This is a genomic window from Nocardioides sp. (assembly GCF_004803405.1).
Classification (GTDB): Bacteria; Actinomycetota; Actinomycetes; order Propionibacteriales; family Nocardioidaceae; genus Nocardioides; species Nocardioides vastitatis.
In genome coordinates this window covers 19,708-33,380 of the sequence record NZ_SSXI01000243.1, presented here as the reverse complement: position 1 = coordinate 33,380, position 13,673 = coordinate 19,708, and the positions used below count along the sequence as shown (strand labels likewise).

Sequence of the window (13,673 nt, the reverse complement as noted above, 5' to 3'; positions counted from 1 at the left end):
GACCCGCAGGCGGGCACCGCCGAGCACATCGCGCACAACGCGGCGGTCCTCGCGGTCCCCGAGGCGGCCGCGGCCAGCGACGGCGCGCTGCCGGGGCGCCTGGTCGTCCTCGCCCTGGCCCCGGAGAGCGTCCACGCGGTCACCTCGGCGGCCGTCTCCGCCTTCGTGACATTCACCTGGGCATCGAGTTAGATGTGACGCGCTGTAGCGGGCAAGGCCGTCCCGGGACCACCCGGGACCACTCGGGAACCAGAGGAGAAGAAGATGTCCGGCTTCAAGAACTTCCTGCTCAAGGGCGACCTGGTCGAGATCGCGGTGGCGTTCATCATCGCGACCTCGTTCGCGACGGTGGTCTCCACCTTCAGCGCCACCCTGATGGGCTTCGTCGGCAAGATCTTCGACCAGCCCGACTTCGGCTCGGCGACGATCGCTGAGGTCAACGTCGGCCAGTTCATCAACGCGCTGATCGCGTTCGTCATCCTGGCCGCGATCGTGTACTTCCTGGTCGTGGTGCCCTACACCAGGGCCAAGGAGCGCTTCTTCCCGGCCGAGGCGAGCGGCCCGACCGAGATCGAGCTCCTCACCGACATCCGCAACGCGCTCACCTCCCGCAGCTGACCCGCGGCGGAGCGGTCCCGTCTCACCCGTGGTGAGGCGGCACCTGCGCCTTCAACCACTGGTCGGCGGCCGAGTCGTCCTTCGTGGGCGGGGCGTCGTCACGCTCGTCGGAGGTCACCGACGGGAGGACGTCGCCGAAGATCTCCGCCAGTCGCTGCTGGCGTTTCCATTCCGGCTCGCGCTCCTGCGGCGGGTTCGCCTCGGGCTGTTCACGCCGGTCGTTCACGTGCACAGCCCGGCTGCCGCGCGACCGTCGTCCGAGAGGCCCTGATCCGCTGGGTCGGTCGCCGCATCGGTCGGGTCACCGGCGGTCTCGCTCGCCGAGTCCGACGGCGTGGCGCTCCCGGTTCCCGACGGCGGGGCACTGGTTGGGGCCGACGGCGACCCGTCCGGGTTGTCCGCGGCGCTGATGGCGTCCTTGAGGAACATCGGGGTGAGGGGCTTGTCGCCGATGACCAGCCGCCAGAGCTGCTCGACCTCGGGCGTCCACTCGACCCCGCCACTGACCTTGTCGGTGCCGCCCCACGGCGTCGTGACGAACTTGATGTTGCTGGGCCCGATCCCCTGCGCGGTCGCGGCCAGGTCGGCGATCCGGGCGATGTTCTTGAAGTCGGTCTGCAGCGAGCTGGTGGCGGCGTTCATGAAGCCGATCAGCCGGTCCGGACGGGTGAGCATGCCCGCGGTCAGCACCTTGTTGATCATGGAGCCGATGAACGCCTGCTGACGGCGGGTCCGGTTGGTGTCGGTGCCGTCGCCGATCCGGTAGCGCGCCCGCATGTAGGTGAGCGCCTCGTCGCCCTTGATCTCCCGGGTGCCCGCCTTGAGGTAGATGTTGCGCACCTCGTCGTTGATGTCCTCGGGAATGCAGACCTCGACGCCGTCGAGGGCGTTGACCATGTCCTTGAACTGGCCGAAGTCGACGACGACGTAGTTGTCCAGGCGAACCCCGGTCAGCTGCTCGAACTGCTGCACGGTGCAGGCCGGGCCACCGACGGCGAACGCGGCGTTCCACTTCTCGTAGCCGCTGCTGCCGGCGATCTCCTCGCCATCCTTCTTGAAGCAGGTCGGACGCATCACGGCGGTGTCGCGCGGGATCGAGATGCCGTAGGCGAACTTCCGGTTGGCGGAGAGGTGGAACAGGATCGTGGTGTCGGACAGGCCGCCCCCGGCTTCGTTGTCCACGCCGCAGCCCTCGCAGGCTCGGCTGTCCGATCCCATCACCAGGATGTTGAGCGGCTCCTGCGGGCCGACGACCTGCTTGTCCGGACGGTCCTGCAGCTGGTGGTCGATCGCCTCGACCCGGATGTTGCCGTTCCAGTTGTTGTAGAGCAGCACCACGCCGACGGCGGTCGCCATGGCGAGCGCGAGCAGGCTTGCGCCGATCACCTTGGTGACGGTGCGGCCCGGCTGCGGCGCCTTCCGCTTGCCGGCGACGCGAGGGCGACGGTCGGCACGCGAGGTCGCCACACGGCGGGCGCGCCGGCCCGGCTCACCGGGGTCTGTCCCGGGATCAGCTTGCTGCGTCATCGATCACCTGGTCGTGCGGCCGCTCGGGGCGGAACTTGCGGGAAGGGCGCTGCCGAGTCAGCGGCCGTTCGGCGCTCCGTCGCGCCGCGCGCCCACGGTACGTGAGCAGTACAAGACCTCCCGACGGTGGCGCTCGACACATTCTCGCCGCTCGCCGCCGGATCGACCAATCCGCAGGCGCGCCGACGCGGTGCCCCGGTGGTCGCGGCGCGGCCCGATGGGCATCGCCCGGCGGCTCCTGCGAGAATGTCCCTGCTTCACCGGCGGCCCCCGTAGCTCAGTGGATAGAGCAGCCGCCTCCTAAGCGAAAGGTCGTAGGTTCGACTCCTACCGGGGGCACGCGTGCGATGTCGGCACGACATCGCACGACTCGCGGCGGTCGCGCCGTGGCCCGGCCACGGCGGCGGGGCGCGATCAGGTCTCGCCGTCCGGCTCGGACCACTTCGCGCGCGCCAGGACGGCGCGAGTCAGCTCGGGCGGCGTCCGGTGACTGGCGATGTCGTCGGGCCAGGCCTCCACCTCGGCCGCCGCCCAGTCCGCCCACTGCGCGACGAGCGCGTAGAAGTCGGTCAGGAACGCGCCGATCAGCAGGGTGGTCGCGCGGCGCTCCTCGTAACGGCCGCCGCCCTCGGCGAAGCGTTCAGCCGCGACGATATTGGCGGCGTTCACCTCCACTGCCCACTCCCTGACCTGGGAGATGGTCGCCAGCGCGTCGGTGCGGCGGCCGTGGTCGGCGAACATGAGCTTCACCAACCCCTCGAACTCCAGCGCCGGCCCGTCGCCGGGGTCGGCGAGCCAGGCGGCCAGGGCCCGCCGGCCGTCGGCCGTGATGCTGTAGACGGTCCGCGGCCGCCGCCCGACCGGCTCCTCGCGAGCCGTGGCATAGCCGTGCGCCACCAGTTTCTTGGGCTCCTCGAAGAGCTTGCTCTCGGCGCGCGGCCACACCCGCCCCACGCTGAGCTTCATCGCCTTGGCCAGCTCATAGGTGGAGTACGGCCGCACCGCGAGCAGCCCGAGCACGCCGTACGTCGTCGTGGTGAGAACGGTTGACATGACCCTCCCTTTGGGAGTAAACCTAGCAGATGTCCTCTCGGGAGTGTGACTGCGAGGAGATGACACCGATGAGCAACACCACAGCCGCCCCGAGCAACGCCCGCCAGGCCCGTGACTGGGACGGCGAGCACGGCCGCTACTGGGCGGACCACGCCGACCTCTACGACCGCAGCGTGGCCGGCTACCAGCCCGCTCTCCTGGCTGCGGCTGGTCCCGCACCGGACGACCGGATCCTCGACGTCGGCTGTGGCTCCGGACAGCTCGCGATCGACCTGGTCCGCGCGGCCTCCGGTGCACGCGCCCTCGGGGTCGACCTGTCCAGCGCGCTGCTCGACGTCGCTCGCCGCCGGGCGGCGGGGCTCGCCGTGGAGTTTCTCCAGGCCGACGCGCAGGTGCACGACTTCGGGCCCGCAGCCTACGACCTGGTCGTGAGTCGAACCGGGACGATGTTCTTCGGCGACGCCGCGGCGGCCTTCGCCAACCTGGCCAGGGCCACCTCCCCCGGCGGCCGCCTGGCGATCCTCGTATGGCGCGGGCTGGACGAGAACGAGTGGCTGCGAGAGATCTTCGAAGCGCTGCGTGTCGGCCGAGACCTGCCGATGCCTCTCCCGGGTGCCCCTGGCCCCTTCGCCCAGAGCGACCCGGCCGTGGTGGAGCCGCTGCTGAGAGCCGCGGGCTGGTCCGACGTCACCTTCGACGCCCTCGAACGGTCGATCTGGCTGGGCGAGGATCCTGACCACGGCACCCGATGGCAGCTGGGCCAGTCCGCCTGGATCCTGCTCGGCACCGACGACGCACAGCGCGCCACGGCTGCCGCGAACCTCCGCGCGCTCTTCGCGGCGCACCACACAGCCGATGGCGTCCGGCTGAGTTCGGCGGCCTGGCTGATCACCGCCCGCCGGGCACCCTGAGCGGCCCGCTGAGCCTCAGGCGCGCACGGCCAGCGCGCCGCCATACCCCTCGGCGACGGTGACGTCGCGGACGATCCAGCCGTCCAGCGTCCGGCAGGGAGCGGCGTCGGTGCCCAGATAGTCCACGTGGGGGTCGCGGCCCAGGCCGATGCCGACACCCTTGAGGTAGGCCTCGGTTCGCGACCACGCGCGGGTGAAGCGGATCGCGGCGTCGCTCGGGTCGCTGGTGCCGACGATCTCGGCCGTCTCGCGCGGATGGAGCAGGCGGGACAGCGCGATCGGGTCGTCCGCGTGCCGCTCGACGTCGACGCCGACCGGCACGTCGGCCACCGCGACCAGCACCTGGCCAGGCGTGTGCGACAACGAGAACTCCACCGAGGATCCCTCGGCCCGCGGCCGGCCGTGGGGCTCGCCGCACCCCGGGCACGGGTGCCGCCCCCAGACCACCTTCTCCGGCGGCGTCATCGTGGCGGCACCCAGCAGCAGCCGGGCCGCGGCGTGGCCGATCTCGTAGGCCCGGCGCAGCTCCGCGCGCACGTACGACGACGCGTGCTGCCGCTCGGCGTCGTCGAACCACGCGCGACCGATCTCGAGCTCCTCCTCGGGGAAGGACGCCGTCTCCACGAGCCACACGCCGAGTCGGGCGCCTCCGTCGGACCGAGCCGGCGGGTCGCTGAGGAAGGAGCCGAGAATCGTCGGCTGCACCGGTCGGGCGGAGCCGTCCGGCACAGCCTCGGACGCGTTGCGAGTCATCAGGAGACGAGGCTACAGCGGATGGGGAGTCGGGGCTCCCTCAGCTTTTCGACGGATCGGGCGCGCCCTCGTCCCGCGTGCTCTCCTCCCGATCAGCGGCCGCGCGCTTCGCCTTCGCGATCGTGTCCTCGACGACGGCGCTCATCCGGGAGCCGTTGGGCCAGCCGTCGTAGTGGCAGGCCAGGATCACCAGCTCTCGCAGCGCGTCCGCGTCGAGCTCGTCGTTGGCGTAGGCCGCCGGGATCTGGATGCCGAGCACGTCGTTCGCGCGCTGGCCGACCAGGAGACCGATCAGGAACAGCCGACGGTCGCGGTCGGTGAGACCGGGCCGCTGCCAGATGTCGCCGAAGAGGTGCTCGACGGTGTACCGGAAGAAGTCGCCCGTCCCATCGGTCATCTCGAAGCCGTAGACCTGCTCCATCCGCTCCAGGCCTCTGCGGCGGGCCTCCGGGAGCCCGGCGAACCTCTCGGACTTGGTGGACCTGTCGGACCTGTCGGACTTGTCAGGGGCCATGTCGGTGCGTCTCCTCGGGAAGGCCGAGCCCCGGGCCGAGCCGGTCCAGGGCGAGGCGGGACAGGGGCAGGTCGACCTCGAGCTGCTCGGCGAGGGCGATCGCGAACCTCAGGTCCTTCTCGCCCAGCGCGCGTACGTGACCGAACACGCCGTGCCAGAAGTCGCCCTCGGGAATCGGTGCCGCGGTGTCGCGGTGCATGATCGCGCCGGGTCCTCCGGTGATCTGGTCGGTGTGGCGTACGACGTCGCCCAGCGCCACGAGGTCGAGGCCCGCCGCCTCGGCGAGCCGCTGCGCCTCCGTGGCGGCGGCGAACGCGACGAAGTGCAGCAGGTTGCGGGCCAGCTTGAACTTCGTGCCGGCCCCGATCGGGCCGGCGTGGAGCACCTTCGAGCCCATCCGGCGCAGGGTGGGCTCGACCGCGGCGTAGGCCTCGTCCGAGCCTCCGACCATGATCGCCAGCGTTCCGTCGGCCGCGCCCATCGGGCCGCCGGACACCGGGGCGTCCACCACGCGCACGCCGTACGGCCGGGCGGTCTCGGCCAGGGAGGCCGGGGTGTCGGGTGCGACCGTGGAGTGGACGACCACGGTCAGCGGGCGACCCTGGTCCCGTCGGTCAGCGACGCCGAGCACCTCGCTCAGAACCTCGCGCACCTGGTCGTCGTCGCGGACCATCACGCAGAGCGTGTCGACCAGCTCGGCGAGCTCGGCGACGGAGCCCGCAGACTTCGCACCGGCCGCGGTCAGCTCGGCCACCGGGTCGGGCGCGACGTCGTACACCCAGAGGTCGACAGCGTCCTCTGCGCCGGTGCCGACCAGGAGACGTTGCGCCATCGGCTTGCCGATGTTGCCGAGGCCGACGAAGCCGACGGCGCCGACGGCGCCCCGGGTCGGGCCGCTCGGGCCGGTCGGGCCCATCGATGCCATCGACCCCGTCATGCGCGGAACGTCTGTCCGCCGTCGACCGCGATGATCTGGCCGGTGATCCAGGAGCTGGCGTCCGAGAGCAGGAACAGGCAGGCGCCGACCAGGTCGTCCGGCTGACCCATCCGCTTGAGGGCGAGGTTCTTGACCAGGTCCTTCGCCGCGTCGCCGGCCTGCGTACGGGTGGCCTCCGTGTCGGTAGGGCCCGGGGCGATCGCGTTGACCCGGATGTTCATGCCGCCGAGCTCGTGAGCGAGCTGTTGGGTGAGGCCGTTCACGCCCACCTTCGCCAGGCCGTAGAACCCGGAGTAGAGGTAGGCCGCCGTGCTCGACTGGTTGACGATCGAGCCGCCGCCCCGCTGCTGCATCGCCGGGTAGACCGCCCGGGTCATCACGAGCGCGCCGTCCATGTTGACGCTCATGAACCTGCGGTAGTAGTCCCAGTCGACGCTGATGAGCAGGTCGAACTGCATGGCGCCGTAAATGGCGGCGTTGTTGACGAGGCCGTCGACGCCGCCGTACTCGGCAACGACCGTCTCGACCAGCGCGTTCGCCGACTCCGCCGAGGACACGTCACAGGCGACGAACATCGCCCTCCCGCCGTCGGCCTGGATCTGCTTGGCGACCTGCGCGCCCGCGTCGACGTTGATGTCCGCGACGACGACCGACGCCCCCTCGGAGCCGAGCGCCTTCGCATAGGCCTCGCCGATCCCCTGGGCCGCGCCGGTGACGACGACGACCTTGTCCTCGAACCGCATGTCTCTCCCTGTGGATAGTCGCTTGCCGGGCTGCATGAATCACCGGTTAACCGGCGATTCCTGCACTTCTGGGGCGTTGCAACGGCCGGGAAGTGCAGGTTTCACCGGTTAACCGGTGATTCCCACCCCGCCTCACGCCGGCTCCGCGATGGTCTTCATCTCGAGGTACTCCTCGAAGCCTGCCAGGCCCATCTCCCGGCCCAGGCCGGACTGCTTGTAGCCACCGAACGGCACGTCGGGGCTGAACCACACGCCGCCGTTGACGGCGAGGGTTCCGGTGCGGATCCGGCGGGCGACGGCCTTGGCGCGGTCCAGGTCGGCCGACTCGACCGAGCCGGACAGGCCGAAGTCGGAGTCGTTGGCGATCCGGACCGCGTCGTCGTCGCCGTCGTGGGGGATCACGACGAGGACCGGGCCGAAGATCTCCTCCTGCGCGAGCCGCGAGGAGTTGTCCAGGCCCGCGACGACGGTGGGCTCCACCCAGAAGCCCGGCTGGTCGAGAACCCTGCCGCCGGTGACGATGCGGCCGCCCTCCTGCTCGGCGAGCCGGAGGTAGCCTGCGACCCGGTCGCGCTGGGCCCGCGAGATCACCGGGCCGCAGATCGCGCCGGGGTCGGCGGGGTCCTTGACGCCGATCGTCGCCATCGTGGCGGCAGCGACCTCCACCGCCTCCTCGTACCTCTCCCGCGGGACGACCAGCCGCGTCGTGAGGGCACAGCCCTGGCCGGCGTGGATGCAAGCGGTGAACGCGGTCGCGCCGGCCGCGGCGGCCACGTCCGCATCGTCGAGGACGACCGCGGCGGACTTGCCGCCCAGCTCGAGGAACACCTTCTTCAGCGTCGGAGCGGCGGCCGCCATGACCGCGCGGCCGGTATCGGTCGAGCCGGTGAACGAGACCATGTCGACGCGCGGGTCGCTGGTGAGCCTCGCCGCGACGCTGTTGTCGCTCGGGGTGACCACGTTGAAGACGCCGGCCGGGATGTCGGTGTACTCGGCGACGAGCCGGCCGAGCTCGCAGGCGACCCACGGGGTGTCCGGCGCGGGCTTGAGCACCACTGTGCAGCCGGCGGCCAGCGCCGGTCCGATCTTGGCGAGGTTGATCTGGTTCGGCACGTTCCACGGGGTGATCGCGGCGACGACGCCGATCGGCTCGCGTCGCACCGTCCGCCTGGTCGGGATGCCCATCGGCTCCGCGACGCCGAGATCGGTCTCCCACTGGTAGGACTCGAGCAGGTCGGTGACCCATTTCAGGCCCGCGACCGGGACGTCGAATCCGGCCGCGCCCATCATGAAGCCGGGCATCCCGACCTCGGCCGTGGTCAGCGCCCGGAACTCGTCGGCGTTGTCCGTCAGCGCCTGGTGGAGCTGGCGCAGGCAGCGGACCCGGAGCTCGATGTTCGTCGACCAGTCGGTCTCGTCGAACGCCCGGCGGGCGGCCCCGATCGCGGCGGCGACGTCGGAGGGGGTGCTGTCGGGAGCGTGGCCGATCAGCTCGCCGTTCGCCGGGTTCAGGATCGGGTACGACGCCCCGTTGCTCGCGCCGCTCAGCTTGCCGTCGACCAGCTGCTGCGCGGGCGGCGCGGCGATCATGCCGCCGGCGCCCGCGCTCATGCCTGCACCTCCGCAGGCCTCTGCTGGAGGAACCTGCCCTCCTCGACCGGGGGCGGCCACACCGGCGACGGGAGGTCCTCGAGGTGGTAGTGCCCCGGCACGCCGTGGCCGGTCACCTTCATCCGCTCCAGCAGCCGCTCGGGCGCCTTGCCGGCCTTGAGGATCTCCATGAACGTGTGCGCCGTCGACGGCATGTCGAACCAGTCGCGCTGCCAGGCGATCTTTACCTGACCGGCATTGGCACCGTGCGTCTGACGCTCGACGCCGAACCACGAGCCGCCGATGCCGAGGATCTCGTACTCCTTGCCGGTCGCCTCGTCGACGATCCCGGACCGCTGCTTCCAGAAGCCGACGATCATGCCGTTCCGTTCGTCCATCACCGTGGCCACGTAGTCGTAGTGCCAGCCGTCGAAGCCGTCCATCTCGATGCCGATGGCCCAGTCCCGGATCTGGTCGCGACCGACCGCCATGAAGTGCTCGTCGACGGAGTACATCCAGCCGTAGCTGGCGTCCTCGGCGTAGTGGTCGGCCATGATCCGCCAGTCGCCGATGCGCTCCGCCTCGCGGTTGATCTCGAGCCAGGACTCCCAGAACTCCTCGATCTCGGCCCGGGTCAGTGCGTTGGATCCGTTGGGGTCACTCATGTCAGTCCTCTTCGATGGAGAGTGCGAAGGCAGGGCAGTACCTCACCGCGGTGGTCACGGCGGCACGGCGCGTTTCGTCGGGGTGCTCCTCAAGGAGCGCGACGACGTCGGCGGCCTCGTCGAAGCCGAAGACGTCCGGGGCCTCGCCCTGGCAGAGCTGGTGGCCCTGGCAGATGCTCGTGTCGGCAATGACCTTCATCGCGAACGCCTGCGGTAGCGGACCAGGCACGGCTGCTCGAGCTGGATCACCATCTTCGAGCAGTCGTCGCGGTAGGACTCGGACGGCTGCGCCATCTCGAACTCGAAGTCGCGGAGGGTGACCGAGAAGATCGCCTTCATCTGCATCATCGCGAACGCGTTGCCGACGCAGCGGTGCTTGCCGGCGCCGAAGGGGATCCAGGTCCAGCGGTTCTGCAGGTCCTCCTGCCGCGGGTCGATGTAGCGACCTGGGTCGAACGTGTCGGCCCCGGGGAAGTCCTCCTCGATCCGGTTCGAGACACGGGGGGACGCGGCGATCAGCGTGCCGGGCGGGATCCTCTGGCCCAGCAGCTCGAACTCCTCCTGGACGAGGCGCATCAGGATGATCAGTGGTGGATGGAGACGGAGCGTCTCCTTGAGCACCGACTCCAGCACCGGGATCGACCGCAGCGCCTGGAAGGAGACCTCGACCGGGCCAGTGCCGTCGGCGCCGGTTCCGTACAGCGCGTCGAGCTCGGCGACCACGTCGGCCATCACGTCCGGGTGGCGGAGCAGCTCGATCATCGCCCAGGACGCGGTGCCCGACGAGGTGTGATGACCCGCGAACATCATCGAGATGAAGATCCCGGTGATGTAGTCGGCCGACATGTCGATGGAGATCAGCACGTCGAGCAGGTCGCGCTCGTCCCGCGGAACCGTCCCGCGCTCTCGACGCCGGTCGATGATCCCCTGGACCAGCTCCACCAGCTTCAGCCGCGCGGCGTCCCGCAGCTGGAAGCTCTCGATGTCGGCGTACGGGTCGACATAGGCGATCGCGTCGGTGCCGCGCTCGAGCTCGTGGTAGTGGTGCGCGAACCGACCGTCGAGCTCCTCGCGGAACGGCTTGCCGATCAGGCACGCCGACGTGGTGTAGATGGTGAGCTCGGCGAAGAAGTCGAGCAGGTCGACCTCTCCCTCGTCTCCCCAGTCGGCGACCATCCGGCGGATCTCGGCCTCGATGGTCTGCGCGTGGCCGCGCATCATGTCGCCGCGCAGCGCCTGGTTCTTCAGCATCTGCTGGCGCTCCTCGGGACTGGCGTCGAAGACCACGCCCTTGCCGAAGATCGGCGTCATGAACGGGTACGCCGCAGCCTGGTCGAGCACCTCGTCGGGCGCCCGGAAGAACGCCTCGTTGGCCTCCGCGCCTGTCACCAGCACGACGTCCTTGTCGGCCAGGCGGAAGCGCCCCACGTCGCCGCACTCCGTGCGGACCCGGGTGAAGAGGCCGATCGGGTCCACTCGCATCTCGGGCAGGTGGCCGGTGCCCCGGATGAGGTCCGGCACCTCGCTGCTCCGGTCGTCCAGAATCGTGGACACCTGGGGCACCCCGGCCAGCAGGTCCTGCGGAATCGCGGTCATGACGGGTCCTCCACTCGGTCGCTCTCCGCCGGCTCGTCGTCAGCCACCGGTGCTTCGGGATTGACGTCCACCGGTGAGATGTGGACGCCGCGCGGCGCGCTGACGACGGTGGCGATCGCGTCGGCGATGGCGCGCGCCTTCAGGAAGTGGGGGTGACGCGCGTGGCCCCACTTGACCCACTGGTTGAGGACGAACGCGGCCTCCTCGGGGTCCCAGTCCATCCCCATCTCGCTCCAGGTCGGACCGGGCCGCACCACCGACGCCCGGACGCCGGTGCCCTCGAGCTCCATCTGCAGGGCGCTCACGAGCCCCTCGAGGCCGGCCTTGCTGGCGGTGTAGGCCGACATGAAGGGCCGCGCCCGGACGGCGACGTCGGACGAGACGAACAGGATGTCGCCGCGTCGGCGCTCGACCATGGCGGGCACGAACGCGCGGACCAGGCGGTGCGGACCCAGCAGGTTGACGTCGACCTCGCGACCGAACCGCTCCGTCTCGACCTCGATGATCCTGCCGGGGCCGAGGAGTCCTGCGTTGCTGATGACCACCTCGACGTCGCCGAGGCCGGCCGTGACCTTGGCTGCGAAGTCCGCGACGGAGTCGGTGGACGAGACGTCGAGCGGGTGGGCGACGGCCTCGCCGCCCTCGGCTCGGATCGCGGCGGCGAGCTCCTCGCAGCGGTCGACCCGCCGGGCGCCGAGCGCCACCGGGAACCCCGCAGCGGCCAACGCCTTCGCGGTCTCGGCGCCGATGCCAGAGGAGGCACCCGCGATCACGGCGGGCCGGCGGTCCGGCTGGGCATACTTCTCGCTTCCCATCAGTCCCCCTTCCGGTTCACGAACGTGACGGGCAGCGAGGCGAACCCGCGGACGGATGTGGAGTGCACCCGCACCGCGCAATCGCCGTACACCTCGAGGTGCTCGACCCGCCGGACCAGCTCCTCCAGCACCACCCGCGCCTCCAGTCGGGCCAGGTTGGCGCCGAGGCAGAAGTGGCGACCGGTGCCGAAGCTGACGATCTGGCTCAGCTCCGCCTTGTCACGGTGGATGTCGTAGACGGTCGGGTCGGTGAAGACCCGTTCGTCACGGTTGGCCGAGCCGAGCAGGACCAGCGCCTTGGAGCCGCGCGGAATGGTGACGTCGTGCATCCGGACGTCCTCGACGACGTGGCGCGCCAGCATCTGGCTGGAGGTGTCGTGGCGGAGCGTCTCCTCGATCCAGGGCACCACCAGCGTCGCCGGCTCCGCGGCGCTGCCGAGCACCTCGTCGCGCTGCGCCGGGTGGGCGGAGAGGTGGTAGAGGGCGTTCCCGAGGAGCTTGGTGGTGGTCTCGTTGCCGGCGACCACCATGAGGAAGAGGAACGCCATGATCTCGCCGTCGCGCAGCCGGTCCCCGTCCAGCTCCGCCTCGACCAGGGCGGAGGTCAGGTCGTCGCTGTGCTGCGCGCGACGCCGCTTGACCATCTCGGAGTAGTAGGACATCAGCGCGACGGACGCCTCCATCCCGGCCTGGGGGACGTCGCGGACGCCGTCCTCGCGATGCACCACCAGGTCGGCGAGGCGGCGTACCTCGTCGCGGTCGGCGACCGGCACTCCCATCATCTCGGAGATGACGTCCATCGGGAGCTTGCCGGCGAAGTCCCTGATCCAGTCCGCCTCGCCGTTCTCGGCGTTCCTGGCGAGGGTCGCGGTGAGGTAGACGTCCGTCAGGCGCCGCACCTCCGGCTCGAGCTCGCGTACCCGACGCGGGGTGAACGCAGCGGAGACGAGCCTGCGGATCCGGGACTGCTCCGCGCCGTCCAGGGCGAGGAACGACATCACCTTGTGCGCGTCGGGGCTCCACGCGGTCGCATCCAGGGAAACGCCCATCCGGTTGGAGAACCGCACGTCGTCGCGCAGGGTCTCGAACACGTCGGCGTGACGGGAGATCACCCAGATGTCGTCGCGCTCGTTGTGGTGGACCGGGTCCTCGTCGCGCAGCCGCTGGTACAGCGGGTACGGGTCCTCGTGGAAGTCGTAGTCGTAGGGGTCGAAGAGCAGCGGCCCCGACTGCGCTGTCGCGGTCGTCATCAGTTGCCGCGCAGGATCACGTCGACCGCCGAGGCAAGGCGCTCTGCGATCTGGTCGTAGGTCATCAGCCCCATCCCGGCCTGCAGCAGGGCGCCGGAGAACGTCAGCACCAGCACTTCCAGTACGGCGGGATCGGCGGGCTGGTCGGATCGGTCCGGGTCCTGCAGCGCCTCCTCGAAGCGCGCGAGGAACTCGCCGCCGATCTTCAGCCGGAGCCGCGCGACGTCGGGGTCACTGCCCAGCAGCGCCGGAGTCACCGCGGCGGCGAGCTCGGGCTCCTCGACGATCCGGGCGGTGAGCGCACGGACGGTGCCCTGCAGTCGCTCCACCCGGGTCTCACCGCGGACGGGGGCCAGCGCGTCGCGGGCGGCCAGGTGGCGCCAGAAGAGCTCCGCGAAGAGGTGGTTCTTGGAGGCGAGGTAGGTGTACGCGGTCGCGGGCGACACTCCCGCCCGCTGCGCCACGGTGCGGATCGTCAGCGCCTCGTACCCCACGGCACGCAGCTCCTCGAGGCCGGCCGCCATCAGCCTCTCGACGGTCTCGACCTGGCGCGGGTTGAGGCCTTGGCGTGGCGTTTCGAACACCTGACTGGACATATGTCCAACATAGGAGACGATCCGGCATCCCGCAAGCATCGATCTAGAACTCGTTCTAGGCTCGGGATGTTCGCATGCTCCTCGCGGGCCCCTCAGCGACCGAAA

The 13,673-nt window shown here is 70.5% G+C and carries 17 protein-coding genes and 1 tRNA gene; 4 read left to right on the top strand and 14 right to left on the bottom strand.

Annotated elements, in window-relative coordinates:
- Both E7Z54_RS23425 and E7Z54_RS17830 read left to right on the top strand, forming a co-directional pair.
- The coding region (locus tag E7Z54_RS23425) for a hypothetical protein (protein ID WP_168798402.1) at positions 1–192 on the top strand (192 nt) is incomplete at its 5' end.
- A 72-nt stretch (positions 193–264) separates the two neighbouring features.
- A complete protein-coding gene (locus E7Z54_RS17830; RefSeq protein WP_136436009.1) occupies positions 265–618 on the top strand; it encodes an MscL family protein in 354 nt (117 codons plus the stop codon).
- Between the two features lie 22 nt (positions 619–640).
- On the opposite strand, the gene E7Z54_RS17825 is transcribed toward E7Z54_RS17830, so the two are convergent.
- Together E7Z54_RS17825 and E7Z54_RS17820 are read right to left on the bottom strand one after the other, a co-directional pair.
- Complete coding sequence (locus E7Z54_RS17825) at positions 641–844, bottom strand: hypothetical protein (RefSeq protein ID WP_136436007.1); 204 nt, start codon at positions 842–844, stop codon at positions 641–643.
- On the bottom strand, positions 841–2,145 hold the full coding sequence (locus E7Z54_RS17820; protein WP_136436005.1) for an LCP family protein: 1,305 nt from the start codon (positions 2,143–2,145) through the stop codon (positions 841–843). Before E7Z54_RS17820 ends, E7Z54_RS17825 begins: the two co-directional genes overlap by 4 nt.
- A 266-nt stretch (positions 2,146–2,411) precedes the next feature.
- Between E7Z54_RS17820 and E7Z54_RS17815 the strand changes: the two genes are divergently transcribed.
- Positions 2,412–2,484: transfer RNA gene (locus E7Z54_RS17815), tRNA-Arg, on the top strand.
- Between the two features lie 75 nt (positions 2,485–2,559).
- Here the strand turns inward: E7Z54_RS17815 and E7Z54_RS17810 are convergent.
- Entirely contained in the window at positions 2,560–3,198 is a 639-nt protein-coding gene (locus tag E7Z54_RS17810; protein ID WP_136436003.1) for a PadR family transcriptional regulator, read from the bottom strand.
- Between the two features lie 68 nt (positions 3,199–3,266).
- Between E7Z54_RS17810 and E7Z54_RS17805 the strand changes: the two genes are divergently transcribed.
- Positions 3,267–4,109: a class I SAM-dependent methyltransferase gene (locus E7Z54_RS17805; protein WP_136436002.1), complete on the top strand. Its 843-nt coding sequence runs from the start codon at positions 3,267–3,269 to the stop codon at positions 4,107–4,109.
- A gap of 15 nt (positions 4,110–4,124) precedes the next feature.
- Here the strand turns inward: E7Z54_RS17805 and E7Z54_RS17800 are convergent, their stop codons facing one another.
- The 11 genes from E7Z54_RS17800 to E7Z54_RS17750 form a co-directional block, all read right to left on the bottom strand.
- Entirely contained in the window at positions 4,125–4,862 is a 738-nt protein-coding gene (locus tag E7Z54_RS17800; protein WP_136436000.1) for a 4'-phosphopantetheinyl transferase family protein, read from the bottom strand.
- 40 nt (positions 4,863–4,902) lie between these two features.
- Complete coding sequence (locus E7Z54_RS17795) at positions 4,903–5,376, bottom strand: carboxymuconolactone decarboxylase family protein (RefSeq protein WP_136435998.1); 474 nt, start codon at positions 5,374–5,376, stop codon at positions 4,903–4,905.
- Entirely contained in the window at positions 5,366–6,313 is a 948-nt protein-coding gene (locus E7Z54_RS17790; RefSeq protein ID WP_240769763.1) for an NAD(P)-dependent oxidoreductase, read from the bottom strand. Before E7Z54_RS17790 ends, E7Z54_RS17795 begins: the two co-directional genes overlap by 11 nt.
- Entirely contained in the window at positions 6,310–7,056 is a 747-nt protein-coding gene (locus E7Z54_RS17785) for an SDR family oxidoreductase (protein WP_136435996.1), read from the bottom strand. Before E7Z54_RS17785 ends, E7Z54_RS17790 begins: the two co-directional genes overlap by 4 nt.
- Before the next feature lie 132 nt (positions 7,057–7,188).
- Entirely contained in the window at positions 7,189–8,667 is a 1,479-nt protein-coding gene (locus E7Z54_RS17780; protein ID WP_240769762.1) for an aldehyde dehydrogenase, read from the bottom strand.
- A complete protein-coding gene (locus E7Z54_RS17775; RefSeq protein WP_136435994.1) occupies positions 8,664–9,311 on the bottom strand; it encodes a nuclear transport factor 2 family protein in 648 nt (215 codons plus the stop codon). Before E7Z54_RS17775 ends, E7Z54_RS17780 begins: the two co-directional genes overlap by 4 nt.
- A 1-nt stretch (position 9,312) precedes the next feature.
- Positions 9,313–9,510 (bottom strand): ferredoxin, encoded by a 198-nt coding sequence (locus E7Z54_RS17770; RefSeq protein ID WP_136435992.1) that lies wholly within the window; start codon positions 9,508–9,510, stop codon positions 9,313–9,315.
- Positions 9,507–10,907: a cytochrome P450 gene (locus E7Z54_RS17765; RefSeq protein WP_136435990.1), complete on the bottom strand. Its 1,401-nt coding sequence runs from the start codon at positions 10,905–10,907 to the stop codon at positions 9,507–9,509. Before E7Z54_RS17765 ends, E7Z54_RS17770 begins: the two co-directional genes overlap by 4 nt.
- On the bottom strand, positions 10,904–11,722 hold the full coding sequence (locus E7Z54_RS17760; protein WP_136435989.1) for an SDR family oxidoreductase: 819 nt from the start codon (positions 11,720–11,722) through the stop codon (positions 10,904–10,906). Before E7Z54_RS17760 ends, E7Z54_RS17765 begins: the two co-directional genes overlap by 4 nt.
- Positions 11,722–12,972: a cytochrome P450 gene (locus E7Z54_RS17755; protein WP_136435987.1), complete on the bottom strand. Its 1,251-nt coding sequence runs from the start codon at positions 12,970–12,972 to the stop codon at positions 11,722–11,724. Before E7Z54_RS17755 ends, E7Z54_RS17760 begins: the two co-directional genes overlap by 1 nt.
- Positions 12,972–13,568, bottom strand: a complete 597-nt coding sequence (locus E7Z54_RS17750) for a TetR/AcrR family transcriptional regulator (RefSeq protein ID WP_136435985.1) — start codon at positions 13,566–13,568, stop codon at positions 12,972–12,974. Before E7Z54_RS17750 ends, E7Z54_RS17755 begins: the two co-directional genes overlap by 1 nt.
- Positions 13,569–13,673 lie beyond the last annotated feature (105 nt).